The sequence below is a fragment of the Streptomyces sp. MZ04 genome (genome assembly GCF_004684775.1).
Lineage (GTDB): Bacteria > Actinomycetota > Actinomycetes > Streptomycetales > Streptomycetaceae > Streptomyces.
In genome coordinates this window covers 1-26,614 of sequence record NZ_SRIC01000097.1, presented here as the reverse complement: position 1 = coordinate 26,614, position 26,614 = coordinate 1, and the positions used below count along the sequence as shown (strand labels likewise).

Below are 26,614 nucleotides of genomic sequence, written 5' to 3'. Positions count from 1 at the left end.
TGAGCGTCTCGTGGGCTCGGAGATGGGTATAAGAGACAGCTCCCGCCCCGCGCGCGTCGCACCCGCCGCGCCCCTGATGCCGTACCGGGGCGGCACCACGCTGGCCACCGTCGCCGCCCCGCGCGGCGGCTCCGGCTACCGGCGGCTCGGTGACGGGCCCGCCTGGGAGCGGGTGGTCCGCGGCGATCTGGCCGCCGCCAAGCCGGGCCGCGAGGAGCGGCGCACCGCGCTCGCCGCGTTCGTCCAGTTCACCGACCTGCATCTGGTCGACGTACAGCACCCGCTTCGGTACGAGTATCTGCGCGCCCAGACCGCGAGCGCCTGGCGCCCGCAGGAGGCCCTGTCGGTGGCGGGCGCGGTCGCGCTCGTCGAGCGGGTGAACGCCCTGCGCGGTGCCCCTGCCACCGGATCGCCGCTGCACTGCGTGGTGACGACGGGCGACAACACCGACAACAACTCCCGCTCCGAACTCGACTGGTTCCTCAAGGCGATGAGCGGCGGCCGCATCACCCCCAACACGGGTGACCCGCGCCGCTACGAAGGCGTACAGGACAGTGGGCTCAAGCTCTACTGGCACCCGGACGGCAAACTCCGCGACGCCGACAAGGCCCTCGGCTTCCCGCAGGTCGACGGCTTCCTGAAGGCCGCGCTCCGCGAGGTCAACAGCCCCGGCCTCGGGCTCCCTTGGTACTCGACCGTCGGCAACCACGACGCGCTGCCCGGCGGCTGCTGGGGCCCCGGAGACCCCTACTTCACCGAATTCGCCGTCGGCGGAGGGAAGTTGATGTCCCTCGACGAGTCGCGCGGCGCCGCCCTGTGGAAGGCGGTCAAGAAGGGCCGTGACCCCAAGGGCGCGCAGTTCAAGGAGCTCCTGAAGAGCGAGTCACGCCGGATGCGCTCGGTCACCCCGGACGAGAGCCGGGCGCCCTTCACCCCCGCCGAGTACGTCCAGGCGCACCTGCACCCGGCGTACAAGGGCCACGGCCCGGCCGGCCACGGCTACACGCAGGAGAACCTCGACTCGGGGACGCAGTACTACTCCTTCCGCATCAGCGACGACGTACTCGGCATCAGCCTGGACACGACGGACCCCGGCGGCCACTACGAAGGCTCCCTCGGCACCGCCCAACTGAAGTGGCTGGAGCGGGAGTTGAAGGCCAACGAGAAGAAGGACGGCGGCGGCTCCCACGTCGTCGTCTTCAGCCACCACACCAGCAAGACCATGCGGAACCTCCGCCAGGACCCGCACCGCCCGCGTGAGGCCCGGCACGGCGGCGACGAGATCGTCTCCCTGCTCGGCCGCCACCGCTCGGTCCTCGCCTGGGTCAACGGCCACAGCCACAAGAACGACATCACCGCGCACCAGACCCCGCACGGCTCCTTCTGGGAGGTCTCCACGGCCTCGCACATCGACTTCCCGCAGCTGGCCCGCGTCGTGGAGCTGACCGACAACCACGACGGCACCATCTCCCTCTTCACCACCCTGATCGAGTCGTCGGCCCCGCACCGCACGGACTACGCCGACCTCTCGCAGACCGGCCTCGCCGCGCTCTACCGCGAGCTCTCCTTCAACGCCCCGGGCGCGAAGCCCACGCTGGGCGGCGAGCCGGGCGACCGGAACACGGAGCTGATCCTCCGGAAGGGCTGAATCCCGCTCAACCCGTGTAGTCCTGTCAACCTCCGCGCCCGCGCCGCGAGTCCCCTGAGCCGACCACGTTCGATGACGAAGGGACAGCGGATGTCGATGCGTACGGGGATCACGGGGGTGGCGGCGGTCGTGGCCGCGACACTGGCGGCGGGTGCGTTCGCGGCGCCCGCGCTCGCCTCGGCGCCCGGGTCCGGGCACGGGGACCGGCACCGGGCGACGCAGAAGGCGATGGAGGCCGCCGTGGGCGAGGACGCCCCCGGTGTGACCGTCCAGGCCAGGGACCGGCACGGCGCCTGGAACTCCGCCGCCGGCGTCGGGAACCTCCACGACCAGAGCCCACGCGGGGCCCACGACCACTACCGCGTCGGCAGCATCACCAAGACCTTCGCCGCCACCGTGCTGCTCCAGCTGGAGGCCGAGGGGGAGCTGGATCTGGACGACAAGGTCGGGCAGTGGCTGCCGGGCGTCGTCGAGGGCAACGGCCACGACGGCGACAGGATCACGGTGCGCCAACTCCTCAACCACACGAGCGGCATCTTCAACGTGTCGTCCGACGCGGGCTTCCGGGAGCGGGTGTTCACGGAGAAGTTCCTCGAACACCGCTATGACACCTGGACCCCCGAAGAGGAGGTCGCCATCGCCATGCGCCACAAGCCGGACTTCAAGCCCGGCAAGGGCTGGAACTACTCCAACACCAACTACGTCCTGGCCGGAATGATCATCGAGAAGGTGACGGGCGAGCCGTACGCGGACGAGATCGGCCGGCGGATCATCGAACCGCTCGGCCTGCACCACACCACCCTGCCCGGCACGGACGCGTCGATGCCGGAGCCCAGTTCACGCGCGTACACGAAACTCTCCGACGCCCCGGACGCCAAGAACCACGACGTGACGGAGCTCAACCCGTCCGTGGCGGGCGCGGCGGGCTCGATGATCTCCGACTCGGCCGACCTGAACCGCTTCTACACCGCACTCCTGCGCGGCAAGCTCCTGCCGAAGAAGCAGCTCGCCGAGATGAAGACGACCGTCCCGAAGAGCGACGACCAGCCCGGCAGCCGGTACGGACTCGGCCTGGAGAGCCTCAAGACCTCCTGCGGCAAGGTCGTCTGGGGCCACGGCGGCGACATCCACGGCTCGTCGTCCATGGCGGGCACGACAGCGGACGGCGGTCATTCGCTCGCGCTCAACTTCAACGGGCCCGCGGGGGACGGCCCTTCGGTCCTGGAGGCGGAGTTCTGCGGCAAGTAGGGCTGTAGGGCAGTAGGGCAGTAGAGCTGTAACGCGTACGCGAAAGGGGGCGGGGCCCGCCGTCCGGGTCCCGCCCCCTTTCGCTCCCCTCCTATCGGGCAGCGCCGCCCCGCGTCATCTGGGCAGCACCACCACATACGCCGCCGGGTCACGGTCGGTCGCGGCCATCAGCGCGGTCCGTACGACGGTCGCCTGCTGTTCGAGCGCGTCCCGCAGCTTCTTGGGCGTCAGATGGACGACGGTGATGCCGAGCCGCTCCAAGTGCTCGCGCTTACGGGCGTACTCGGACCACAGGGCGTCGTCGTCCTGCCGGAAGCCGTGGCGCGGCGCCCGCGTGTCGAGCTCGACCGCGACGGCCAGATCGGGCCAGTAGGCGTCGACGCCCCCCAGATGCGGCCCACCGGGCAATCGCAGATCGACGTTCCACAGGGGATCGGGCAGACCGTGCTCGGCGACCATCTGGTAGATCCGGTCCTCGGCGATGGCCCGCCCTTCGGCGAGCAGCGAGTCGACGGCGTTCACGACATGGGGGCGGGAGAGCAGCTTCGCCTGGTTCAACTCCCGGACGATGGCGGCCGGTTCGCAGTGGCCGCCGCGCACCGCCTCGGTGAGCAGCCTGCGCACCGCACCGGCCTCGGAGAGCCCGGCCACCGCGTCGGCGAGCGCGCGGGGCACCGGTGCCACCGGAACTCCCGTGATCTGTACGGCGGTCGGCAGCGCGGGGGTGCGCACGAGGCGGGCGAATCCGGTGGACCGCAGCCGCCGGGTGCGGGGCACCAGGATGTCGATGCGGTCGAGCGAGAGCAGCGGGGGCGCGGACGAGAAGCGGTGCAGGGCGAGCGCCGCGAGGCCCGTGATCAGCGCGTCCGCGTACGGGGCGTGGGGTTCGCCGGGGCCGGGCTGCGCGGGCACGGTCTTCGCGGCCTTGGCCGGCGGCCGCCCCGCGTACAACAGGGCGCCGTGCAGCCGCTCTTCGGGGGTCGGCGGCCCCGGGTGCAGCAGGCACACCCCGGGGAGCAGCCGCTGCCAGGGCCCTTCCGGGCGGCAGTGGGCGGCGGCGTCGGCGGCGGAGATGCCGTGGGCGCGCAGCTGGGCGGTGCTCATGACGCGGCGCTGGACATCGGCGAGGTGCTGCTGGGGGCGGGGGGAGAGCGGGGTGTTGTGGTTCATGACCGGGCCATTCCCGCCCCCACTCGCCCCCCTAACCGCTGTTACACGCCCGTCGACATAACCGGACAACCCCGCACTAAAGTGCAGACGTTCGACTGCCGAAAGGTCCGTTTGCGCGCGGTACGCCCCCACCCCCCCAGCGAGCCCCTACACGGCGGCCGCATCGCAGGCCTGCGCCCGCAGGGACCGGGCAAGGTCATCGCGGGCCTCGACCACAAGCCGCCGCAGGGCAGGAGCCGCCCCCTCGTGCGCCGCGAGCCACGCGTCGGCCGCGTCCACCGTCCCCTGGCTGTCCTGCAGATGAGGGAAGAGCCCCCTGACGACATCCATCCCGATCTGGATGGACCGCTCCTCCCACACCCGCTCGATGGCGGCGAAGTACTTCTCCGCGTACGGCGCGGTCAGCTCCCTCTGGGAGGCCTGTGAGAACCCCGCGATGGTCGCCCCGACCAAGGCGTTGGACAGCGCGTCGGACTCCACCACGGCGGCCCACGCCTGCGCCTTCACCGCCGCGGAAGGCCGCGAGGCCAGGCACCGCACCTGATGCCGCTTGCCCGAAGCGGTGTCGTCGCGCGCCAGCTCCGCGCCGAGGACCTTCTCGTCGGCGACGCCGTGCGCGGCCAGCGGGCCGAGGAAGGCCCAGCGCAGCTCCTGGTCGACATCGAGCCCGTCGATCTTCGCCGTGCCGTCCAACAGCCCACGCAGCAACTGGAGATCGGCGTCCGAGGAGGCCACCGCCGCGAAGAACCGCGCCCACGTCAACTGGTGCTGGCTGCCCGGCTCCGCGATCCGCAGCTCCCGCAGCGCACCCTCGGCGAGCGCACGCCCGCCCTCCTCGCGCCACGCGGGCGCCGCGTAGTGCGTGAGCGCGGAGTCCGCCCACGCGTGCAGCATCTGCAGCACCCCGATGTCGCTCTCGCGCCCCGCGAACCGCAGCACGAGCCCGATGAAGTCCCGCGCGGGCATGAGCCCGTCCCGGGTCAGGCTCCACAGCGCCGACCAGCACAGGGCGCGGGCCAGCGGATCGGTGATGTCGCCGAGGTGCTCCCGCAGTGTGGCGAGGGAGTTCTCGTCGAAGCGGATCTTGCAGTAGGTCAGGTCGTCGTCGTTGACCAGGATCAGCTCGGGAGCCTCCTCGCCGGCCAGCTCGGTGACGACCGTGCGCGGCCCGTCGACGTCCAGCTCCGCGCGTGCGTACCGCGTCAGCTCGCCCTCGACGGAGCGGCGGTAGAGGCCCACCGCCACGCGGTGCGGCCGCAGTTCGGGGTGGGACTCCGCTGCCTCCTGGACCACGGAGAGCTCCGTGATCCGGCCCTCCGCGTTCAGAATGACCTGCGGGGTGAGGGAGTTGACGCCCGCCGTCTGCAGCCAGGCGCGCGACCAGGACGCCATGTCGCGCCCGGACGTCTCCTCCAGGACCGAAAGGAGGTCGCCGAGGCGGGTGTTGCCGTACGCGTGCCGCTTGAAGTAGCGCCGCGCGCCCTCGAGGAACGCGTCACGACCGGCGTACGCGACCAGCTGCTTCAGTACCGAAGCGCCCTTCGCGTATGTGATCCCGTCGAAGTTGAGCTTGGCGGCCTGCAGGTCGTGGATGTCGGCCGTGACCGGGTGGGTGGAGGGGAGCTGGTCGGCGCGGTACGCCCAGGCCTTGCGGTTGTTGGCGAAGGTGATCCAGCCGTTGGTGAAGCGGGTCGACTCGACCATGGAGAAGGAGCCCATGAAGTCGGCGAAGGACTCCTTGAGCCACAGGTCGTCCCACCAGCGCATGGTGACGAGGTCGCCGAACCACATGTGCGCCATCTCGTGCAGGATCACATTGGCGCGGCGCTCGTACGACGCCTGGGTCACCTTGCCCCGGAAGATGAACTCCTCGCGGAAGGTCACACAGCCCGGGTTCTCCATCGCGCCCAGGTTGTACTCCGGGACGAAGGCCTGGTCGTACTTCCCGAACGGATACGGATAGTCGAAGTTGTCGTGGAAGAAGTCGAGCCCCTGCTTCGTCACCAGGAAGACGTCGTCGGCGTCGAAGTGCTTGGCGAGGCCCTTGCGGCAGAGCGCGCCGAGCGGGATCTCGAGGGTCGTGCCGTCGTCGAAGGTGCGGCTGTAGGAGTCCGTCACGTAGTGATAGGGACCGGCGACCACGGCCGTGATGTACGTCGAGATCGGCTTCGTCTCGGCGAACTTCCATACGCCCGCCCGTCGCCCACCACCACCCTTATTCGGAAGCGCTTCGCGCCCTTCTTTAATCAGTTCACCGGAGCCGTTGGACCACGCCGTCCAGCCCTCCGGGGCCTGCACCTCGAACCGGAAGGGTGCCTTCAGATCAGGCTGCTCGAAGTTGGCGAAGACCCGGCGGGAGTCGGCCGGCTCGTACTGCGTATAGAGATAGACCTCGCCGTCCTCGGGGTCGACGAAGCGGTGCATGCCCTCGCCGGTGCGGCTGTAGGCGCACTGGGCGTCCACCACCAGCTCGTTCTCCGCGGCCAGGTCCTCCAGCGTGATCCGCGCGCCGTCGAAGACCTCGGAGGGGTCGAGATCCTTGCCGTTGAGGGAAACGGCCGTGACGCTCGGGGCGATCAGATCGGCGAAGCTCGTGGCGCCGGGTTCCGCCGAGCGGAAGCGGATCGTGGTGACGGAGCGGAACGTGCGCGGCTCCTGGTCGCTCTCGCCGATCGCGGAGCGCAGGTCGAGAAAGACCTCGTACCCGTCGACGGACAACAGGGCGGCCCTTTCCTGGGCCTCGTCGCGGGACAGATTCTCACCGGGCACGGGCGGCACTCCCTTGTGACTCGCATGTCTGAAGCCGTGGATCGCACGACTCGTACGCAGGTCTCGTACGAATGTCTACGATCCTCGCATGTGAGGTCGGCACCCGGTATCCGGGAATGCCCTGGTGCGTCACCGACGTTTCCCCGGCCAGATGCGAACAGATTCCTTAGGGAGAGACATGTCCGAGAACGGCGCCAAGACCCCCGTCGACTTCTGGTTCGACCCGCTGTGCCCCTGGGCCTGGATGACGTCCCGTTGGATGCTCGAGGTCGAGAAGGTCCGTGACATCGAGGTCCGCTGGCATGTGATGAGCCTCGCCGTCCTGAACGAGGACAAGATCGACGAGCTGCCGGAGGAGTACGCCGAGAACATACGTCCCGGCGGCAAGGCCTGGGGCCCGGTGCGCGTCGCGACCGCCGTGAAGCAGCTGCACGGCGACGAGGCGGTCGGGAAGCTGTACACCGCGCTCGGTACGCGCATCCACAACAAGGACCAGGGCGGGACCGAGGAGAGCATCGCCGGAGCCCTCGCCGAGGCGGGCCTGCCGGCCGACCTCATCGCGTACGCCAAGAAGGACACGTACGACACCGAACTGCGCGCCTCCCACAAGGAGGGCATCGACAAGGTCGGCCAGGACGTGGGCACCCCCGTCATCGCCGTCCCCGGCGCGGACGGCAAGCAGCTCGCCTTCTTCGGCCCGGTCGTCACCCCCGCCCCCAAGGGCGAGGAAGCGGCAAAGCTGTGGGACGGCACGCTGATGGTGGCGTCGATCCCCGGCTTCTACGAGATCAAGCGGACGCGGACGCAGGGGCCGATCTTCGAGTAGCCCAACGGTCCGGTGCGAACAGAAAGGCCCCCGTGAGTCACGTCCTCACGGGGGCCTTTCCGCTGTCCGCCTGCCTCGGCGAAAGTTGAGAAGACGATCACGAGGCAGGACGTTTCACGGGGCCAGCAGCAGGCTGTTCACGCGCTGCTTGGCGGCCTCGTAACGCTTGGCCACGTCCTGCCAGTTGACGACCTGCCACATGGCCTCGATGAAGTCGACCTTCTGGTTCTTGTACTGCAGATAGAAGGCGTGCTCCCAGGCGTCGAAGACCAGGATCGGCGTCGAGCCCTGGCCGACATTGCCCTGGTGGTCGTAGACCTGCTCGACGATGAGGCGGTTGCTGAGCGGCTCGTAGGCGAGCACGCCCCAGCCCGAACCCTGCGTGGTCGCCGAGGCCTTGGTCAGCTGGGCCTTGAACTTGGCGAAGGAGCCGAAGGACTCGGCGATCGCGTCCGCGAGCTCGCCGACGCCGTCCACGGCCAGCGGTTCGCCGCCGCCACCGTCCTTCGGGCCGTTCATGTTGTGCCAGTAGATGCTGTGCAGGATGTGGCCGGAGAGATGGAAGGCCAGATTCTTCTCCAGGCCGTTGATGGCGCCCCACGTCTCCTTGTCGCGCGCCTCCTCCAGCTGCTCAAGGGTGTCGTTCGCGCCCTTCACGTACGCCGCGTGGTGCTTGTCGTGGTGCAGCTCGATGATCTGCGGGTTGATGACCGGTTCGAGCGCCGCGTAGTCGTACGGAAGTTCAGGAAGCGTATAAATGGCCATGTCCGAGCCCTCCGACTGCTGCTCTGCTGTAGTGCAACGCTTATTGCAACCAATATGCAAGTGCAGGTTAGCAGCAGGAGTGGGGTGGAGTGGAGTGGAGTTGAGCCGGAGTTGATCAGCCCTTCGTCCTAGGTCCCGGGCGGGGGAAACGCGAGAGGGCCCCGAGTCCGTCGACTCGGGGCCCTCTCGCGCAAAGGTGTCGCTACTCGGCGGCGACCGCCGCCCGCTTCTCCGCCGCCTTCTGCCGCGCGAACCCGATCGCCGCGAGCGCCAGCGTCAGCGCGCCCGTGGCCAGGAGCTGCTTGCGGGTGTCCGGCTGGTCCGTCATCAGGTAGAAGATGTACGCCATCGCGGCCAGGGCGACCCAGGTGAGGATCGGGTAGGCCCACATCTTCACGACCAGCTTCTGAGGCTCCTCGCGCTCCGTCCTGCGGCGCAGGATCAGCTGCGACGCGGCGATGAAGATCCAGACGACCAGGATCATCGCGCCGATCATGTTGAGCAGCCAGGGGAAGACGTCGTCGGGGCGCCAGTAGCTGAGCAGGACGCAGACGAAGCCGAAGACCGAGGAGGCGAGGACCGCGAGGCGCGGGACGCCGCTGTAGACGCGGCCGAGCACCCTGGGGCCCTGGCCGCGCTGGATCAGGGAGTACGACATGCGCGATGCGCCGTAGATGTTGGCGTTCATCGCGGAGAGCAGGGCGATCAGGACGATGACGTTCATGATCTCGCCGGCGCCGGGGATGCCCAGGTGGTCGAGCGTGGCGACGTACGGGCCCTTCGTCGCGACCTCCTTGTCGTCCCACGGCAGCAGCGTGACGACGACCATCATCGAGCCGACGTAGAAGAGGGCGATGCGCCACATCGCGGTGCGCACGGCCTTGGCGACGGACTGGACCGGGTTCTCGGACTCCGCGGCCGCGATCGTGACCGTTTCCAGGCCGCCGTACGCGAAGACGGATGCGAGGAGGCCGATGATCAGGCCGTCCGTGCCGTTCGGCATGAACCCGCCCTCGCCGGTGAGGTTCGCGGTGCCGGGGGCGGGCACGTCCGAGCCGGGCAGGATGCCGAGGATCGCCAGGACGCCGATGCCGAGGAAGAGCGCGATCGCGCCGACCTTCAGCGCGGCGAACCAGAACTCGAACTCGCCGAAGTTCTTCACGGCCGTCAGGTTGGCGCCGCAGAACACCAGCATGAAGAGGGCGACCCAGGCCCACTCGGGGCTGTCCGGGAACCAGCCCACCATGATCTTCGCGGCGCCGATGCCCTCGAGGCCGACGGCGACGCAGAGCAGGAACCAGAAGCCCCAGCCCGCGGTGAAGCCCGCCCAGGGGCCGATCGCGCGCTCGGCGTGGACCGAGAAGGAACCGGAGTCCGGGTTCGCGGCGGACATCTCGCCGAGCATGCGCATCACGAGCATGACCAGCGCGCCGGATATCGCGTAGGCGAGCACGATCGAGGGCCCGGCCGCGGCGATACCCGCTCCGGAGCCCACGAAGAGGCCGGCGCCGATGACGCCGCCGAGGGCGATCATCGAGAGATGCCGCTGCTTGAGGCCATGGACGAGCGGCGAATCGACCTTGGGGGCCTGGGGGGCCTCGTCGGGTGCTGCGTCCTGGGGGGTGGACGTCCGAGACATGGGCGTGCCCTGTTCAGTAGCTGAGACGGGGGAGCGAGCGGCCCACAGTCTGAAGTCCGGCATCGCTGACAGGGAACACCTGACCGCTATACGGACACGACGCTCACACGTTGTGAAGGAATGGCCACGAAAAGTTCACGCTGCTTTATGCGCGCCTCGTGCGTGCCTCGAGCCACTCCCGCAGCCCCGCCACGGCAAGCACCACACCCGTCGCCCCCGCCGACCACAGCAACTGCGGCCGCGCCCCGTCGTCCGTCAGCATCAGCCCGAGCACGGCGGCCATCGCCGCGAGCGCCGCCCACGTCAGATAGGGGAAGGCCCACATCCGCAGCACGAGCCGCTCCGGCGCCTCGCGCTCGATGCGCCGCCGAAGCCGCAGCTGCGAGACCGCGATCAGCGCCCACACGAACAGCAGCACCGCGCCGACCGAGTTGAGCATGTAGAGGAAGACCGAGTCAGGCCACTTCAGATTGAGTACGACGGATACGAAGCCGAAGGCGACGGACGCGAGGACCGCGCGGCGCGGGACACCGCCGCCCGACACCTTCAGGAGGGCCCTGGGCGCCTCGCCCCGCTCGGCGAGGGAGAAGATCATCCGGGACGAGCCGTAGAGGTTGGCGTTCAGCGCCGAGAGCAGCGCCACGAACACCACGATGTTCATGATCGTGCCCGCGGACGGCACCCCGATCGAGTCGAGGACCGTCACATACGGACTGACGCCCGCCTTTTCCGCCGTCCAGGGCAGCACCGTCACGATGACCAGCATCGAACCGACGTAGAAGAAGAGGATGCGGTAGACGGCGCTGCGCACGGCGCGGGCGACCGAGCGCACCGGGTCGTCGGACTCGGCCGCCGCGATCGTCACGACCTCCAGGCCGCCGAAGGCGAAGACGACGGCGAGCACGCCGGAGATCACACCCTCCCAGCCGTTGGGCAGGAAACCGCCGTGCCCGGTGAGGTTGGTGAGGCCCACGGGGTCCGTGTCCGGCAGCACCCCGAAGATCGCGAGCAGCCCGAGCACCAGGAACGCGACGATCGCGAAGACCTTCAGCGCGGCGAACCAGAACTCGAACTCGCCGAAGTTCTTCACGGCGGCGAGGTTGGCCCCCGTGAACACCAGCATGAAGACAAGGACCCAGGCCCACTGCGGTACGCCCGGCGCCCAGCTGTTGGCGATCTGCGCGGCACCGGTCGCCTCCACGGCGAGCACGACGACGAGCAGGAACCAGTAGAGCCACCCGACGCTGAACCCCGCCCAGCGCCCGAGGGCACGCTCGGCGTGCACGGAGAAGGACCCCGACGCGGGCATCGCTGCCGACATCTCGCCCAGCATCCGCATCACGCACATCGCGAGCGCCCCGGCGATCAGATACGAGACGACGATCCCGGGCCCGGCGACAGCGATCCCGGCCCCGGACCCGACGAACAACCCGGCCCCGATGACACCGCCGAGCCCGAGCATGGTGAGGTGCCGCTGCTTGAGCCCGCCGCCGAGCGGCTCGGGCTCCAGGTCCGCCGTCGTGCGCCCACTACTGGGTGCCGATCGATCGGGGGGTGCGTCGTGCATGGCGGTTCAAGCTGCTCTCGAGGTCACAGAAAAAGTTGGCGGGAACCTACAGTCTCTCCGCGCGGCATCCCCGTACGCAAAACGGGTCCCTTGCGCCACCCGCCGAGGTGACAAGCATCACGCCCCTCGCAGGGGTACCCCCCGCCCTTTGTGCAGAGCCCACCACCGGGGCACCCGGCACCTTGTCACCCGCCACCGGTGTTGGGCGCCCCCGCCTGAGATAGCGTCGCTGGGTCCCACCTGCCCGTCCCAGAACCCGCGGAGTCCCGATGAGCATCGCCGCCGTCTCTTCCCGTCCCGGCCAGGTCCTCGCGGACCTGCTGCCCGCGTCCCGCGTGAAGGACGCGGCCTTCGTCCTCGGCGGCGCCGCCCTCACCGGCATCGCGGCCCAGATCGCCGTGCCCGTACCGGGCTCCCCCGTGCCGGTGACGGGACAGACCTTCGCCGCGCTGCTCGTCGGCACCGCCCTCGGCGCCCGCCGCGGCTTCCTCTCCCTCGCGGTGTACGCCCTCGTCGGCATGGCCGGCATGCCGTGGTTCGCCGAGGCGGGCTCGGGCGTCGCGGCGCCGTCCCTCGGCTACGTCCTCGGCATGCTGCTCGCCGCCACCGTGGTCGGCGCCCTCGCCCGCCGCGGCGGCGACCGTTCCGTCCTGCGCACCGCGGGCACGATGGTCCTCGGCTCCGCGATCATCTACGCGGTCGGCGTCCCGTACCTGGCCGCCGCGACCGGCATGTCGCTGACCGAGGCCGTCGCCGCCGGGCTCACGCCCTTCCTGATCGGCGACGCCCTGAAGGCCGCGCTCGCGATGGGCGCGCTGCCCACGGCGTGGAAGTTCCTCAACCGGTAGTGCCCACGCCGTAGTTCCGCCTGAAGAGGTTCGCCGGGTCGTACGTGACCTTCAACTCGGCGAGCCTCTTGCGCGTTCCGGCGTCGTACAGGCCGTCGGTCCGATCCCCGGCGCCGAAGGCGAAGTTGAGCAACCGCCCCTCGCCCGCGAAAAGCCCGAACGCCCGCGCCTGCACGGCCCGCACCGCATCGACGTCCGTGCCGTCCAACGGCGACAGCACCCGCACCAGCCACCCCGCGTCCCGGTACGGCACCGCGTTGCCCGCGGGCTTCGCCAGCGCCCCGCCCAGCTGGTTGATCTGGACGACGTGCATCGTCTCGGCGGCCGGACCGGTCAGCGCGAACAGCTCGCACGCCGCCGCGACATCCAGCTCGCGCACCACCACGCTGTCCCCGTAGTAGGAGTGCGGGAAGTCCGGGTCGCTGTGAATCGTGTGGCTGTCGGTGTACGGCATCTCCCGCAGCGAGTCCGACACCGCGGGCCCGAGCTCCCGCAGCGGCGCCACAAGCCGCTCGCCCGCCGCCTCGGAGCCGGTGTAGGCGACCCGGACCGTCACGAGATAGCGGCCCCGCAGATGGGGCGGAAGCTGTGGCATGTCCGGGTAGACGAGCGCCGCCACCGACGAGGTCAGCCCGTCCGGCACCGTCCGCGTCCACGCCTCGTACGCCCGCAGCACGGCCGCCGGATCGACCTCGCGCCCGTCGAACTCGATCGCCCCGCCGTACAGCCGCGCCACCGGCACCAGACCGATCTCCAGAGCCGTCACGACCCCGAGGTTCGCGCCCCCGCCGAGCAGCCCCCAGAACAGCTCGGGCTCGGTCTCCGGCGTGACGTGCCGCAGCGCGCCGTCCGCCGTGACGACATCGAGCCACCGGACGTGGTCGGCCGCGTACCCGAACTCCCTTGCCAGGACGCCGAGTCCGCCGCCCAGCGTGTACGAGACGGCGCCCACACTCGGCGCCGAACCGTTCAGCGGGGCGAGCCCGTGCTCCGCCGCTGCCTCGACGACCCGGCCCCAGCGGACGCCCGCGCCCACGGTGACGGTGCGCGCGGCGGCATCGACGCGGACGGAGTCCATCCGCCGGGTGCTGATCAGCACACCGCCCTCCGCGTCCCCCGGAAGCCCGTGCCCGGTGGCCTGCACGCCCACGGGCAGCCCCGCGTCGGCGGCGTACGAGACGGCGGCGACCACGTCATCGGCGCTCGACGCCCCGAACACGATCTCCGGCCGCTGGGCGAAACCGGTCTGGAACCCGGCGATCTCCTCCTCGTACCCCTCGTCCCCGGCCCGGAACACGAGTCGCTGTGCGGTGAAGTCCACGGTGATCCTCCAAGAAGCGCCGGTCCGTCCGGCTGCCTGACGGGACAGAGCTTCCCCGGAAAACCTGACACCCGCCGTCACGTATTCCGGCCTTTTCCGATCTTCGTGAACTGTGCTGTCATGAAAGGGGAGTTGGGGGTGACGCCCATGCCGGAGCGTCGGGTGGCGGGCCGCTACCGCCTCCTGGAAATCATCGGCCGCGGCGGCATGGGCCGCGTGTGGCGCGCGGCCGACGAGCTGCTCGACCGACCTGTCGCCGTCAAGGAGATGCGGATCGACGCCGACGGCCTCGACCCGGAGGACACCCGCGTACGCAGGGAGCGCGCACTGCGCGAGGCGCGGGCCAGCGCGCGGATCGACCACCCCGGTGTCGTACGCGTCTATGACGTCGCCGAGGAGGACGGCCGCCTGTGGATCGTCATGGAGCTGGTCGACGCGCCCTCACTGGCCCGGTACGTCGCCGATGGGGGGCCGCTGAGCGAGCGGGACGCCGCCCGCGTCGGCCTGGCGCTGGTGGCGGCGCTGCGCCGGGTGCACGCGGCGGGTGTGCTGCACCGGGACATCAAGCCCGAGAACGTGCTCATGGGCCCCGGCGGCCGGGTCGTCCTCACCGATTTCGGCATCGCCGCGATCCAGGACGCGGGCCGTCTGACGCAGGCGGGCCTGCTGGTGGGTTCGCCCGAGTACATGGCGCCCGAGCGGGTCTCCGGGGCGCCGCAGGGCCCGCCGTCCGACCTCTGGTCCCTCGGCGCGACGCTCTGCGCGGCCCTGCGCGGCAGCTCGCCCTTCGCCCGCGAATCGGCGCTGACGACGCTTGTGGCGGTCCTGCACGAGGACCCTGAACTGCCGCCGGAATCAAGCGGGTTGGGTCCCCTGCTCGCGGCGCTCCTGGCCAAGGAGCCGGCGGGGCGGCCGGGCCTCGACGAGACGGAGGCGGCCCTGCGGGCGGCGCTGACGGCGACGCGGGAGGCGCCGGGCACGGACTGGCGACCGCGCGTCCTGACCGCCCTGGTCCTGCTGGTCACGGCCGCTGTGGCGGCCGTCATGTTCTTCACCGCGCGTGATCCGGGCGGCGGAGAACCACCGCCCGGACCGGGCTCGCGGCCACCGACGGTGGCGGGTACGTCGACCACGCCACCGTCCGGCGGCTCCGGCTAGGCGTCGATACCGGCGTCGGCCGTGTCGAGCTCGGCCGCCGTGACGGCGTCGGTGGCGACGCGGGGCCGCACCTTCTCCCGTACGACCGAGAAGACCACCACGAACGCGGCGGCGAGCAGCGAGAGCAGCACCTGCTTGCGTCCCGCCTCGTCGGTCAGCATGTAGACGAGGACGAACGAGATCATCGCGATGGTGACCCACGTCAGATACGGGAAGAGCCACATCTTCACGACGAGCTTCTCCGGCTCCTCGCGCAGGATGATGCCGCGCATCCGCAGCTGCGTGAAGCAGATCATCAGCCAGACGAAGAGGGCCACCGCGCCCGACGAGTTCAGCAGGAAGTCGAAGACGGTGTCCTTCCACTGGTAGTTGAACCAGACGGCGACGAAGCCGAAGACGACCGAGCCGAGGATCGCGGCCTGCGGCACACCGCGGGAGTTGGTGCGCGCGAAGGCCTTGGGCGCGTCGCCGCGCTGGCCGAGCGAGAACGCCATGCGGGACGCGGTGTAGAGCCCGGAGTTGAGGCAGGAGAGTACGGCGGTAAGCACGATGACGTTCATGACCTGACCGGCGTGCGGAATGCCGATCGAGTTGAGCGCGGCGACGTACGAACCGTCCTTGAGGATCGACTTGTCGTCCCAGGGGAGCAGCGTGACGACGATGAAGATCGAGCCCAGGTAGAAGACGCCGATACGCCAGATGACGCTGTTCGTCGCCTTGGTGACGGCGCGCTGCGGGTCCTCGGACTCGCCGGCGGCCAGCGTGACGATCTCGGAGCCCATGAACGAGAAGACGACCATGAGCACACCCGTGAGGATGGCGCCCGCGCCGTTGGGCATGAACCCGCCCGCGTCCGTGAGGTGCGCGAATCCGGCGCCGGGGTTGTCGGAGCCGGGCAGCACGCCGAAGACGGCGAGCAGGCCGATGATCACGAAGCCGCCGATGGCGACGACCTTGATCCCGGCGAACCAGAACTCGAACTCGCCGTAGGAGCCGACCGAGACGAGGTTCGTCGCGGTGAGCACCACCATCACGATGAGCGCCCAGCCCCACTGCGGTACGGCGGGTATCCAGCCGTTGAGGATGACGGCACCTGCGGTGGCCTCCACCGCGAGCACCACGACCCAGAAGAACCAGTAGAGCCAGCCGATGGAGAAACCGGCCCAGCGGCCGAGCGCCCGGTCCGCGTACGTGGAGAAGGAGCCGGAGGTCGGCCGTGCGGCGGCCATCTCTCCGAGCATCCGCATGACGAGGACGACCATCGTGCCGACGAGGGCGTACGAGACGAGGATGGCGGGCCCGGCGGCGGCGATGCCGGAGCTGGAGCCGACGAAGAGGCCGGCGCCGATGACACCACCGATGGCGATCATGGACAGATGGCGGTTCTTCAGCCCGGCCTTGAGGCCGTCACCGGTGTCTCCAGACTGCGGATCCCCAGGGTCGACGGGGCTGCGGTCTGCCTTCGCAAGGGAGGGTTGCGAGGTCATGGACGAATCCTTAAGTTCTCGGGTCACGAGCCCACGCATTCAAACGCAGGGGGGTGCGCGACGGAAGTCCTGACTCCGGATCGTGATATTCCGGCCCAATGGCCCAGGCCTTGGTGACCAAGGTCCCGCCCCGGTCGCGGCCACCTGCCCCGCGACGTGCCACACTCGGATCCATGCGCGTGTACCTCGGCTCGGATCATGCCGGCTACGAACTCAAGAACCACCTGGTCGAATGGCTCAAGAGCCACGGCCACGAGCCCGTCGACTGCGGGCCCCACATCTATGACGCCCAGGACGACTACCCCCCCTTCTGCCTCCGCGCCGCGGAGAAGACGGCGGCGGACCCGGAGTCCCTCGGCATCGTGATCGGCGGCTCCGGCAACGGCGAGCAGATCGCGGCGAACAAGGTGAAGGGCGTCCGTGCGGCCCTCGCCTGGAGCGAGCAGACCGCGGCGCTGGGGCGTGAGCACAACGACGCCAACGTGATCTCGATCGGCGGCCGGATGCACACGCAGGAGGAGGCGACGAAGTTCGTCGAGATCTTCCTGGCAACGCCGTACTCGGGCGAGGAGCGTCACACCCGCCGCATCGAGATGCTGGCGGCATACGAGACGACGGGCGAGCTGCCGTCCATCCCGGCGCACCACCCGAAGCAGCAGTAGCGTCCTGGGGCTCCGCCCCGGACCCCCGCTCCTCAAACGCCGGAGGCGCTGGTACACCCAGCCCGTCCGGCGTTTGAGGACGAGCCCTCAAGGCGATTTCACCCGCATCCACCCCCGGAGGGACCCGTGCCGGAGGGGCACACTATTCACCGGCTGGCAGCCGACCACCGGGAGCGGTTCGAGGACCGCGGCCCCCTCCGCGTCACCAGCCCCCAGGGCAAGTTCTCCGACAGCGCCGCCCTCCTCGACGGCCAGGCGCTGACCACCGCGGAGGCCCACGGCAAGCACCTCTTCCTCGGCTTCGGCGAAGCCGACTGGGTCCACGTCCATCTCGGGCTCTTCGGCAAGTACACCCAGGGTGAGACCCCCGCCCCGCCCCCCACGGACACCGTCCGCCTGCGCCTCCTGAACGACGCGTACTACTCGGACCTCCGCGGCCCCACCACCTGCGCCCTCATCACGGACGCGGAGAAGCAGGCGATACACGACCGCCTGGGCCCGGACCCGCTCCGGACGGCGGACGACCCGGACCACGCGTACCGCCGCATCAACCGCAGCCGCACCACCATCGCCGCCCTCCTCATGGACCAGAAGGTCATCGCGGGCGTCGGCAACGTCTACCGCGCCGAGGTCCTCTTCCGGCACGGCATCGACCCGTACACACCGGGCAAGGACATCACCGCCACCCAGTGGCGGACGATCTGGCGGGACCTGGTGGACCTGATGCGCGAGGGCGTACGCCTCAACCGCATCGACACCGTCAGGCCCGAGCACACGCCGGAGGCGATGGGCCGCCCGCCCCGCGTGGACGACCACGGCGGCGAGGTGTACGTGTACCGCAGGGCCACGATGCCCTGCCACATCTGTGGCGGCGAGATCCGCACCGCCGATCTCGCCGCCCGCAATCTCTTCTGGTGCCCCGGCTGTCAGAAGAGCGCTTAGAACCCGTGCGGCAGCCACGGCGCGACATCCGACCCGAAGGCCAGCGCCGCCTCCGCGAGCGCGCCGGGACGCAGCTCCCGCACCCGGCCGGCCGCCGCGAGTGACGTCAGGGAGTGGCCGCCGAGATAGGCCGCTCCCAACTCCCGTACGGACAGGGCGAGATCGGCGTCGTCCTCGGTGCGCTCGCAGGTCGCCCCCTTCAGATCACCCTTGAGCCGCCAACGCCCCGCGTTCCAGGGGCAGAAGGCGTCATCGACCTCGAACACCAGGTTCACGGGCGCCCGGTAGGTGCGTGCCTCGAGGGCGGCGCCGACCTCCACGAGCCGTACGTAGAGCGAGTCCCGCACCCGGATCCCGCAGCGCCGCACGTCTGATACGAGCTGCAGCACCGCGTCGTCCGTCGGGCGGTTGTACGTCTCGACCTTCGAGGTCAGGTCGATGTCGAAGAGGAATCGCCACAGCGCCGCGTAGGCCGCCGGATCGAGCGCTTCGAGATCGCTCAGCTTCACCGTGCTGTCCATGCCGGAGAAGCCACCTTCGGGCTTGATCCGGAAGCGCGCGTATCCGACGGGCTCCCCGTCCCGCTCGGCGAGCACGCACAGCAGGGGGGACGCCCCGTGCCGCTCGCTCTCCGGGTCGAGCAGGCCGAGCCGCTCCCAGCCGGGCTGCCGGGCCAGCATCCCGGGACGCTCGCTCACCCGGCGCGCGTAGAGCTCCTCGCACGCTGCATGGACATCGGCGGGCTTGGCGTACCGCAGCTTTACGTCATCCGTACCGGGCGGCACCGACAGGAGCACCCGCGACGTGTCGATCTCGGCCTTCAGCTGCTGTGTCGCCGCGCCGTACCCGAACCGGCCGTAGATGACGGGCTCGGAGGCGGTGAGCACGGCCAGTGCCTCGCCCCTCGCGCGTACGTCGTCCAGCTGGCGGCGCATCATCGACGTCAGGATCCCGCGCCTGCGGTGCGTCGCCGCGACGCTCACCATCGTCACGCCCGCCGCGTCCGCCAGGGCGCCGCCCGGCACGGACAGGCGGAAGCTGAACGCTCCCGTCGTGCCGACGCAGGTGTCGCCGTCCCATGTCCCGAAGAAGCGGTTGAATTCGGTCAGCGCGTTCCAGAGCTCATGCTCCTCGGGAGCCTCGGCGACTCCGCCGAAGGCGAGCTCCAGCGTGCTGTAGTACTCGTCCCAGTCCTCCGGCCGCAACTCCCGCAATTCCGTCGTCATATGCCATGCCTACCAGGGGGAAGCGGGCGAAGCGACAGGATTTACGCGCGCTGACGGCGTGCCCCTGACGGGGGACAACCGGCACCTCCCGTGCGAAGTGTCTGGCCCGATGGATAAGGTCCGGGAGCAATGGCAGGCGAGCGAGCGGAAGCCGAGACGTTTACAGCCCGGATGAAGAAGAGGGTCCACCGGGTGCGGATAGGGCTGCGCAAATCCGGGGTCGACTACTTCAGAGGCGACGGTTCGGACTGGATCGCCCTGGCGGGACTGCTGCTCACGATCCCGGTGATCACGGTCTGCACGATCGTCAACAACGTCTGGTGCTCGCCCGCCGCCCTGGTCCTGCCCATCGTGGCCGGCGGCCTGCTCCTGCGCCCCTCCAGCCTGCTCGGCCTGTACGCGGCGTCGGCCGCCGCCCTGATCGTGGAGTCCGTCCAGCTCGGCCCGTACCCGGAAGGACCGTCACGGGTCACCCCCGGCGTGGTCCTGGTCGTCGCGGCCTGCGGTTTCTTCGGGCTGCTCATAGCGCAGTTCCGCACCCGCGTCGGGGTGCCCTGGCGCGGCGGCGGGACCATGCTCTTCGACCTGCGCGAACGTATCCGCGTACAGAGCAAGCTGCCGAAGCTGCCCCGCGGCTGGCACCGAGAGATGGCGCTGCGTCCTGCTGGCGGCCAGTCCTTCTCCGGCGACTTCGTCGTCGCGGCGCGGACGAACGGCGGGCGCACCCTGGAGGCCGTCCTCACGGACGTCTCGGGCAAGGGCATGGACGCCGGCTCGCGCGCCCTGCTCCTGTCGGGCGCCTTCGGCGGGCTGCTCGGCTCGCTGCCGCCGCACTCGTTCCTGCCCGCCGCCAACGGCTATCTCCTCCGCCAGGACTGGGACGAGGGCTTCGCGACCTCCATCCACCTGGTCCTCGACCTGGAGACGGGCGACTACGAACTCTTCTCGGCGGGCCACCCGCCGGGCCTCCAGCTCAGCGCGGGCAGCGGCCGCTGGGAGGAGAAGGTCGCCGACGGCCCGCTCCTCGGGGTCTACGACGGGGCACAGTTCGACCCGGTGAAGGGCTCCCTGCGTCCCGGTGACGTACTGATGCTGTTCACCGACGGCATCGTCGAGGCCTCCGACCGCGACATCAGCGAGGGCATGGACCGCCTCACCGGGGAGGCCGACCGGTATGTGGCCGGGGGCTTCCACGGCGCCGCGTGGCATCTGATCGAGGCGGTCGCGAAGGACGTGAACGACGACCGCGCGCTGCTGCTGATCTGCCGGGAGGCGTAGTCGGGTGGGGTCTGTGCGGACGTACGTGAGCGGCGATGTGCGAGTCGCCTACGGGCAGCTCTACGTCGTCAGCGAGCCGGAAGGCGACGGCGGCGGGCCCCACGAGTCCATGGCAGGCCAGTCGCAGGGGCTGTGCGGCGCCGCGATCCCCGGCTTCCTCTATCTGAACACCGCGCTGCACACGGGCCAGGTGGGCTTCGTCGTCGAGGTCCACGAGGATCCGCCGCGGCTCGACGAGGAGTGGGAGGACGTCGTCGAGGCCTCGTTCAGGCCCCTTTCCGGCGAGGTCGCGCTCGAGCTGTGGGGCGGCGAAGGGCACTTCCCGCTGGGGCTCGAAGAGGGGGTCGACTACCGGGTCCGCTACAGCGGCAGCCGGATGGACGAGGCCCGCGAGCGGGAGCACGAGTTCATCGAGCACCCCGGGATCGAGCGCCACCTGCTGCAGTTCTGGCCCGCACGCCCCGAGCGGGACCGGGTGGTGAAGCAGGTCAGCGGCAGTGCGGCCTACTGGCACGACTTCGCCCGCAAGCTGCCCAGGCCTCCGTCCCCGGAACAACGCGCAAAGGCCGAACGCCGCGTCCGCGAAGAAGCGGAACGCGCCGCCGAGGAACAGCACCTCTCCCTGCTCCGGCGGGAGTGGGGCGGCCGAATCCCCAGCGAGCGCCTGCGCACCGTCCTCGGCAATGTGGATGGGATCAGGGAACTCGCCCCCGAACTCGCCCACGCCTTGGACGAGCTGTCCCCGGAGCGGCAGCGCGCCGTCGCCCGCTGGGCCATGCGTCGCGCGTTCGAGGAGGCGGGCCTCGCCCAGGTCGGCTGGATCGCCCCGGCCCTGGACGCGGCGGAGCGCGGGCAGCGCCTGCCCGCGCCCTTCGACGACGTACACGAAGCCGTCTGGGACCGTCTGTTCGCCGACCCGGACGTGCCGCAGACGATGGTCGCCTCGACCGACGGCCGCACCCCGGCCATGCTGCAGCAGGCCATGGCCGTCGCCGCCCTCTTCGGCGCCGTCGAGGACGACCCGCTACGCGCCGCCCTCGACGCGCTGTACGCGGCGGCGGTCACCTTCGGTCCCGCCTACGGCACGCTGTTCGCGGAGGCCCGCTCGGCCTTCCCGGACGAACTCGGCCCGGCCACCGCGTAGTCGGGGCCTGAGGGCAGGATCCGGGCCAGCCACGTCGACCGGCCGGCCGCCAGCGGTCCGAGCACCGCCAGGACGAGGACGTACCCCGCGATGAAGGGGGAGAGGCGTTCGTCGAGCCCCGCGGTGGCGGCCATCGTCGCGAGGATCAGGGCGAACTCTCCGCGGGCGAGCAGCGTGGTGGAGATGTTCGCCGCGGGGCCCGCCCCAAAGCCGTACACACGCGCGGCACCGAGCCCCGCGAGGACGTTCATGAGCAGCGTCAGGGCCACGGCGGCGAGGACCGGCCAGAGCACCACGGGCAGATCGCCCGGGTCGATGGAGAGGCCGAACGCGAAGAAGAAGATCGCCCCGAACGCGTCCCGCAGCGGATGCACCAGCTTGCGGATGCGCTCGCCGGACGCGGTGCTGCCGAGCATCAGGCCCACCATGAACGCGCCGATCGCGTCGGCGACCCCGAACCACTCGGAGACCCCGGCGACGAAGACGGCGGCCCCGAGGAAGGAGATGACGAGCAGTTCGTCGTCCTTGGTGTCCATGAGCCGCCCGACGAGCTTGGTGCCGAAGCGGGCCGCGAGCGCGAGGAGCAGCAGGAAGCCGAAGGCCTTGCCGCCGTCCATGACGGCCGCCGCGAGGCCGTCGGCGCCGGACAGGATGGGCTGCAGGGCGGCCAGATAGAGGGCGAGGAAGATGTCCTCGACCACGATGATGCCGAGGATCGGCTTGGTCTCGGGGTTGCCGAGCCGCCCGGTGTCGACGAGCACCTTGGTGACGATCGCCGACGAGGAGATGCCGAGCACTCCGGCGAGGACCAGCGCTTCGGAGGTGCCCCAGCCGAGCGCGCATCCGAAGCCCAGGCCCGCGCCGACGTTCAGCGCGAGATACGTCCCGCCGGCGAGGGCCATCTTGCGGCCGCCGGTCTTGAGGTCGTCCATGTGGAACTCGAGGCCCAGGTAGAACAGCAGCAGGACCAGGCCGAGCGCCGAGAGCATCTCCAGGTCGTGGGGGTCGGAGACCAGGACCACGCCGGGGGTGTGCGGGCCGAGGAGGATCCCGGCCAGGATGAAGAGGGGGATGGTGGGGAGTCCGATGCGGCCGCCCAGGCGGGCGAGCACGGCGGCGGCGAGAAAGGCGCCGCCCATGGCTATCAGGGTGTCTGCGTGTCCGATGGGCCCGTTCCTCCTGGTGGTCGGCGACACCCCCAATGGCAAAGAGAGCGTCAAGAACGCGTCAATAGTTAGCTTACCAAACGATTTAGGTGGCAACTATGGAGGGACTGCATCCCGCCCCTCCGGGGGTTCTCCCCACCCCCGATCCGCCGGGGGACCTCATGGTCCGGAGCACCCCCGAATCCGTACGTTCGAGACATCGATCGGGGACGTCCCGATCAGGGCGTACGGACGAGAGGTGGACCGAGCCATGGGGCTGCGGCGCAAGAGGCGAACCGACGAGGGCAGTTCCGCGGTGCCGCCGATGCCGGCCGGGGCGCCCGGCACCGACTGGGCCGTCGAACTGCGCGGCGTGCGCCGCCAGTACGGCCGCGGCTCCTCCGCCGTGCACGCCCTCAGCGGCATCGACCTCGCCCTCGAACGCGGCAGCTTCACCGCGGTCATGGGGCCGTCCGGCTCCGGCAAGTCGACCTTCCTGCAGTGCGCCGCCGGGCTCGACCGGCCGAGCGCGGGCACGGTGCGCCTGGGCGGTACGGAGATCACGGGCATGAGCGAGAACAAACTCACCGAGCTGCGCCGGGCCCGCCTCGGCTTCGTCTTCCAGGCCTTCAACCTGCTGCCCTCGCTGACCGTCGAGCAGAACGTGGTGCTGCCCAGCCGTCTGGCGGGACGCCGCCCGGACCGCCGCGCGGCCGCCGAGATGCTGGCCCGCGTCGGCCTCGGCGACGACAAGCGCAAGCGGCGCCCCGGCGAGCTCTCCGGCGGCCAGCAGCAGCGCGTCGCGATCGCCCGCGCCTTGGTCACCGCTCCGGATGTGGTGTTCGCCGATGAGCCGACGGGGGCGCTTGATACGACGACGGCCGCGGAGATTCTCGGGCTCCTGCGGTCCGCCGTCGACGGCATGGGCGCCACCGTCGTCATGGTCACGCACGATCCGGCGGCCGCGGCCTATGCGGACCGGGTCCTCTTCCTCGCGGACGGCGCGATCGTGGACCGCCTCGAGCGGGGCTCCGCCCAGGAGATCGCGGGGCGCATGGCGGCGCTGACGGCTCCGGCGTTCGCGGCCGCCGCGGCCTGAGCCGTCCCCAGTCAGGCCCTCTGGGCGCACCGCCCCTCAACTCCGGAGACCAGCCGTGAAGTTCATCCCGAACGGGCTCGCGCGTGCCGCCGTCCGTTTCAAGCCCGCCGCCTTCGTCGGCACGTTCGTCGCGCTGATGATGGCCGCCACGATCGTGTCCGCGTGCGGCATCCTCCTGGAGACGGGCCTGCGCGCGTCGGTGCCGCCCACCCGGTACGCAGGTGCACCCGTGGTGGCCGCGGCCGACCAGATGGCGCACTTCAAGGCGGGCGACAGCGACTCGACCTCGGTGGTGCCCGACCGGGCGCGGCTCGACAACTCCCTCGTCGCCCAAGCGGGTTCGGTCGCCGGTGCGCGTACGGCCGTCGCCGACGTCACCTTCCCGGTGCAGTCGCGCGGCGCGGACGTCACGGCGCACGGCTGGGGCTCCACCGCCTTCACCGGCGAGAAGCTCACGGCGGGCGAGGCGCCCCGCAGCGGCGAAGTGGTCCTTTCAAGCGCTTCCGGTGTTTCCGGCGCCAAGGTGTCCGTGGGCGACCGCGTCACCCTCACCACGACGGACGGCCCCCAGGACTTCCGCGTGTCAGGCCTGACCGATCGACAGGGCGCCCCCACCGCCTGGTTCGCCGACTCCGACGCCGTACGCATCTCAGGGCACCCCGGCCGCGTCGACGCCATCGCCGTACTGCCGAAGGAGGGCGTCACGGACGCCGCCCTCAAGTCCCAGGTGGCGCACGCCGTCGGTGGCAAGGCCAAGGTGTTCACGGGCGAGGACCGCGGCAGCGCCGGGGACGCCACGCTCGACAACGCCAAGGAACTCCTGGCCGGACTCGGCGGCTCCTTCGGCGGCGTCGCCACCATGGTCGCCGTCTTCACCGCCGCGGGCACCGTGGCGCTCTCCGTCGGCCAGCGGGCCCGTGAGTACGCACTGCTGCGGGCGATCGGCACGACCCCGCGGCAGATCCGCCGCACCATCGCCACGGAGGCCCTCCTGGTCGCACCGCTCGCGGGCGCGCTCGGCTGCCTGCCCGGCATCGCGCTGGCGAGCTGGTGGTTCGGCCAGCTCCAGGAGAAGGGCGCGATCCCCGAGGCCGTCGACCTCTCCATCTCCTTCATCCCGCTCGTCTCCGCCGCGGGCATCGCCCTGCTCACCGCGCTGTTCGCCGGCTATATGGCGGCCCGCCGCCCCTCCCGCATCAAGCCGGGCCAGGCGCTGACCGAGTCCTCCGTGGAACGCCTGCGGCCCGGCTGGATCCGTACGCCGCTGGGGATCGCGGCAGCGGTCGGCGGATGTGTGCTCGCGGGCGTCGCCTCGTCCGCGAGCGGCGAGGACGCGGCGAACGCGGCGCTCGGCGTCGTCATGCTGTTCATGCTGGCCGTGGCCCTGCTCGGCCCGCTGGTCGCCCGCGCGTGCGCCGCCCTGTTCGGCCTCCCGCTGCGCGGCGCGGGGGCCTCCGCCTCGCTCGCGGCCGCCAACTCCCGTACGAACGCCAGGAGGTTGGCCTCGGCGATCACCCCCATCGTCCTCGCGATGGCGTTCTCTTCCACCCTCGTCTTCATGCACACCAGCGAGGACCGGGTCGCCCGCGATCAGCAGCGCGCGGGCATCACCGCGGACCACATCGTGACGGCGCGGGGCACGGGCCTCGCCCCCGACGCGGTGTCGCGGGCCGCGCGGGCGCCCGGGGTCACCTCGGCGGTGGGCCTGCTCAAGACGTCCGTCCTCGTCCCGGCGGGCTCCGGCGGCGACCGCTGGCTGGAGTCGGCGTCGGCGCAGGGCGTGACGGGTTCGGCGCGCGATCTGGCGAAGGTGCAGGACCTGGCCGTGAAGACCGGCTCCCTTTCCACCCTCGGCAAGGGGGAGGTCGCCGTCGACGCGATGCTGGCGGACAACGCGCACGTGAAGACGGGGGACAGGCTCCAACTCCGCCTGCCGGACGGCACGAAGGCATCGCCGAAGGTGGTCGCGACGTACGGCAGGGGCCTCGGCCTCTCCCAGGTCACGCTCCCCTCCACGGATGTGAAGCGCCACGTGACATCGCCCTTCGACACGGAGATCTGGACCACGGGCAAGGCCCCGAAGGCCCTGACCGCCCTCGGTGAACTCCGCGACCGGGACGGCTACGCCACCGCGCAGTCCCTGGACCGCGAGCTCAACGCCTGGGCGAACACGACGATGGCGGCGGTCCTCGGCGGCTTCGCCGCGATCGCGGCGGTGAACACCCTGGCGATGACCATCCTGGACCGGCGCCGCGAGCTGGGCACCCTGCGGCTGATCGGCTCCACGCGCCGCCAGGTGATGCGGATGGTCCGCTGGGAGGCGCTCCTGGTCGTCTGCGCGGGCACGGTGATCGGCACGGCGATAGCCCTGGCGACGCTGATCCCGATGATGAACGCCCTGACCGGCGAGTCCCCCTACATCCCGCCGGCCCTGTACGCCTCGTTCGCAGCGGCGGTACTGACCCTGGGCCTGACCTCAACGCTGCTACCGGCGCGGGCGGTCCTACGGGACTGACCCTTTCCGTACAAGATGGCCGCAATCTTTCAGCCCGTCCGGCGTTTGAGGACGAACTCGGCGGAGCCGGTGATCTGCCGAGCCATGAGCCCGACGAAGTCGGAGAGCTGTCTCTTATACACCTCTGACGCTGCCGACGAACAGCCTTGTGTAGATC

Annotated in this window: 19 protein-coding genes and 1 pseudogene; 11 read left to right on the top strand and 9 right to left on the bottom strand. The window is 70.6% G+C overall.

All coding sequences use genetic code 11. From position 1 onward, the window contains the following. The coding region (locus E2651_RS20980; protein ID WP_135332720.1) for a TIGR03767 family metallophosphoesterase at positions 1-1,648 on the top strand (1,648 nt) is incomplete at its 5' end. A 72-nt stretch (positions 1,649-1,720) separates the two neighbouring features. Next, positions 1,721-2,896, top strand: a complete 1,176-nt coding sequence (locus tag E2651_RS20975; protein ID WP_245239047.1) for a serine hydrolase domain-containing protein — start codon at positions 1,721-1,723, stop codon at positions 2,894-2,896. 114 nt (positions 2,897-3,010) lie between these two features. Here the strand turns inward: E2651_RS20975 and E2651_RS20970 are convergent, their stop codons facing one another. Both E2651_RS20970 and pepN read right to left on the bottom strand, forming a co-directional pair. Then, on the bottom strand, positions 3,011-4,066 hold the full coding sequence (locus E2651_RS20970; RefSeq protein WP_135332719.1) for a hypothetical protein: 1,056 nt from the start codon (positions 4,064-4,066) through the stop codon (positions 3,011-3,013). Between the two features lie 147 nt (positions 4,067-4,213). Continuing rightward, on the bottom strand, positions 4,214-6,835 hold the full coding sequence (gene pepN / locus E2651_RS20965; RefSeq protein ID WP_135332718.1) for an aminopeptidase N: 2,622 nt from the start codon (positions 6,833-6,835) through the stop codon (positions 4,214-4,216). A gap of 178 nt (positions 6,836-7,013) precedes the next feature. Here pepN and E2651_RS20960 point away from each other — a divergent pair, with 178 nt between their 5' ends. After that, a complete protein-coding gene (locus E2651_RS20960) occupies positions 7,014-7,661 on the top strand; it encodes a DsbA family protein (RefSeq protein WP_135332717.1) in 648 nt (215 codons plus the stop codon). A gap of 114 nt (positions 7,662-7,775) precedes the next feature. On the opposite strand, the gene E2651_RS20955 is transcribed toward E2651_RS20960, so the two are convergent. The 3 genes from E2651_RS20955 to E2651_RS20945 form a co-directional block, all read right to left on the bottom strand. Continuing rightward, positions 7,776-8,426, bottom strand: a complete 651-nt coding sequence (locus E2651_RS20955; protein ID WP_135332716.1) for a superoxide dismutase — start codon at positions 8,424-8,426, stop codon at positions 7,776-7,778. 202 nt (positions 8,427-8,628) lie between these two features. Continuing rightward, on the bottom strand, positions 8,629-10,065 hold the full coding sequence (locus E2651_RS20950; RefSeq protein WP_135332715.1) for an amino acid permease: 1,437 nt from the start codon (positions 10,063-10,065) through the stop codon (positions 8,629-8,631). A gap of 145 nt (positions 10,066-10,210) precedes the next feature. Then, a complete protein-coding gene (locus tag E2651_RS20945; protein ID WP_245239049.1) occupies positions 10,211-11,527 on the bottom strand; it encodes an amino acid permease in 1,317 nt (438 codons plus the stop codon). 374 nt (positions 11,528-11,901) lie between these two features. Here E2651_RS20945 and E2651_RS20940 point away from each other — a divergent pair, with 374 nt between their 5' ends. Beyond that, a complete protein-coding gene (locus tag E2651_RS20940; RefSeq protein ID WP_135332713.1) occupies positions 11,902-12,480 on the top strand; it encodes a biotin transporter BioY in 579 nt (192 codons plus the stop codon). On the opposite strand, the gene E2651_RS20935 is transcribed toward E2651_RS20940, so the two are convergent. Further along, on the bottom strand, positions 12,470-13,801 hold the full coding sequence (locus E2651_RS20935; protein WP_245239045.1) for an FAD-binding oxidoreductase: 1,332 nt from the start codon (positions 13,799-13,801) through the stop codon (positions 12,470-12,472). The two genes, E2651_RS20940 and E2651_RS20935, sit on opposite strands and share 11 nt — an antisense overlap. Before the next feature lie 147 nt (positions 13,802-13,948). Here E2651_RS20935 and E2651_RS20930 point away from each other — a divergent pair. Then, a pseudogene (locus E2651_RS20930) lies at positions 13,949-14,743 on the top strand (serine/threonine-protein kinase); the annotation flags it as partial. A 212-nt stretch (positions 14,744-14,955) separates the two neighbouring features. Here the strand turns inward: E2651_RS20930 and E2651_RS20925 are convergent. After that, positions 14,956-16,446 (bottom strand): amino acid permease, encoded by a 1,491-nt coding sequence (locus E2651_RS20925; protein WP_135332710.1) that lies wholly within the window; start codon positions 16,444-16,446, stop codon positions 14,956-14,958. 173 nt (positions 16,447-16,619) lie between these two features. Here E2651_RS20925 and E2651_RS20920 point away from each other — a divergent pair, with 173 nt between their 5' ends. Further along, positions 16,620-17,108 carry a ribose-5-phosphate isomerase gene (locus E2651_RS20920; protein ID WP_135332709.1) on the top strand — a complete coding sequence of 163 codons (489 nt, stop codon included), beginning with the start codon at positions 16,620-16,622 and terminating at the stop codon, positions 17,106-17,108. Between the two features lie 126 nt (positions 17,109-17,234). After that, on the top strand, positions 17,235-18,050 hold the full coding sequence (locus E2651_RS20915) for a DNA-formamidopyrimidine glycosylase family protein (protein WP_135332708.1): 816 nt from the start codon (positions 17,235-17,237) through the stop codon (positions 18,048-18,050). On the opposite strand, the gene E2651_RS20910 is transcribed toward E2651_RS20915, so the two are convergent. Further along, the gene (locus tag E2651_RS20910; RefSeq protein WP_135332707.1) at positions 18,047-19,276 is read right to left on the bottom strand and encodes a GNAT family N-acetyltransferase; all 1,230 of its coding nucleotides are present in this window, start codon (positions 19,274-19,276) and stop codon (positions 18,047-18,049) included. The genes E2651_RS20915 and E2651_RS20910 overlap by 4 nt on opposite strands. Before the next feature lie 129 nt (positions 19,277-19,405). Here E2651_RS20910 and E2651_RS20905 point away from each other — a divergent pair, with 129 nt between their 5' ends. Both E2651_RS20905 and E2651_RS20900 read left to right on the top strand, forming a co-directional pair. After that, a complete protein-coding gene (locus tag E2651_RS20905; RefSeq protein WP_135332706.1) occupies positions 19,406-20,554 on the top strand; it encodes a PP2C family protein-serine/threonine phosphatase in 1,149 nt (382 codons plus the stop codon). A 13-nt stretch (positions 20,555-20,567) separates the two neighbouring features. After that, positions 20,568-21,698: a hypothetical protein gene (locus E2651_RS20900; RefSeq protein ID WP_135332705.1), complete on the top strand. Its 1,131-nt coding sequence runs from the start codon at positions 20,568-20,570 to the stop codon at positions 21,696-21,698. Here the strand turns inward: E2651_RS20900 and E2651_RS20895 are convergent. After that, complete coding sequence (locus tag E2651_RS20895) at positions 21,632-22,837, bottom strand: cation:proton antiporter (RefSeq protein WP_135332704.1); 1,206 nt, start codon at positions 22,835-22,837, stop codon at positions 21,632-21,634. The genes E2651_RS20900 and E2651_RS20895 overlap by 67 nt on opposite strands. 277 nt (positions 22,838-23,114) lie before the next feature. On the opposite strand from E2651_RS20895, the gene E2651_RS20890 reads away from it, so the two are divergent. Together E2651_RS20890 and E2651_RS20885 are read left to right on the top strand one after the other, a co-directional pair. Next, entirely contained in the window at positions 23,115-23,942 is an 828-nt protein-coding gene (locus E2651_RS20890) for an ABC transporter ATP-binding protein (RefSeq protein ID WP_135332722.1), read from the top strand. Between the two features lie 55 nt (positions 23,943-23,997). Further along, positions 23,998-26,457 (top strand): ABC transporter permease, encoded by a 2,460-nt coding sequence (locus tag E2651_RS20885; RefSeq protein ID WP_245239044.1) that lies wholly within the window; start codon positions 23,998-24,000, stop codon positions 26,455-26,457. Positions 26,458-26,614 lie beyond the last annotated feature (157 nt).

Bases quoted from the DNA above. Each gene is read 5' to 3' on its own strand.
- E2651_RS20940 (WP_135332713.1), top strand. From the start codon at position 11,902: ATGAGCATCGCCGCCGTCTCTTCCCGTCCCGGCCAGGTCCTCGCGGAC.
- E2651_RS20960 (WP_135332717.1), top strand. From the start codon at position 7,014: ATGTCCGAGAACGGCGCCAAGACCCCCGTCGACTTCTGGTTCGACCCG.
- E2651_RS20970 (WP_135332719.1), bottom strand. From the start codon at position 4,066: ATGAACCACAACACCCCGCTCTCCCCCCGCCCCCAGCAGCACCTCGCC.
- E2651_RS20905 (WP_135332706.1), top strand. From the start codon at position 19,406: ATGGCAGGCGAGCGAGCGGAAGCCGAGACGTTTACAGCCCGGATGAAG.
- E2651_RS20890 (WP_135332722.1), top strand. From the start codon at position 23,115: ATGGGGCTGCGGCGCAAGAGGCGAACCGACGAGGGCAGTTCCGCGGTG.
- E2651_RS20920 (WP_135332709.1), top strand. From the start codon at position 16,620: ATGCGCGTGTACCTCGGCTCGGATCATGCCGGCTACGAACTCAAGAAC.
- E2651_RS20945 (WP_245239049.1), bottom strand. From the start codon at position 11,527: ATGCTCGGGCTCGGCGGTGTCATCGGGGCCGGGTTGTTCGTCGGGTCC.
- E2651_RS20910 (WP_135332707.1), bottom strand. From the start codon at position 19,276: ATGACGACGGAATTGCGGGAGTTGCGGCCGGAGGACTGGGACGAGTAC.
- E2651_RS20950 (WP_135332715.1), bottom strand. From the start codon at position 10,065: ATGTCTCGGACGTCCACCCCCCAGGACGCAGCACCCGACGAGGCCCCC.
- E2651_RS20975 (WP_245239047.1), top strand. From the start codon at position 1,721: ATGACGAAGGGACAGCGGATGTCGATGCGTACGGGGATCACGGGGGTG.
- E2651_RS20925 (WP_135332710.1), bottom strand. From the start codon at position 16,446: ATGACCTCGCAACCCTCCCTTGCGAAGGCAGACCGCAGCCCCGTCGAC.
- E2651_RS20895 (WP_135332704.1), bottom strand. From the start codon at position 22,837: ATGGGCGGCGCCTTTCTCGCCGCCGCCGTGCTCGCCCGCCTGGGCGGC.
- E2651_RS20955 (WP_135332716.1), bottom strand. From the start codon at position 8,426: ATGGCCATTTATACGCTTCCTGAACTTCCGTACGACTACGCGGCGCTC.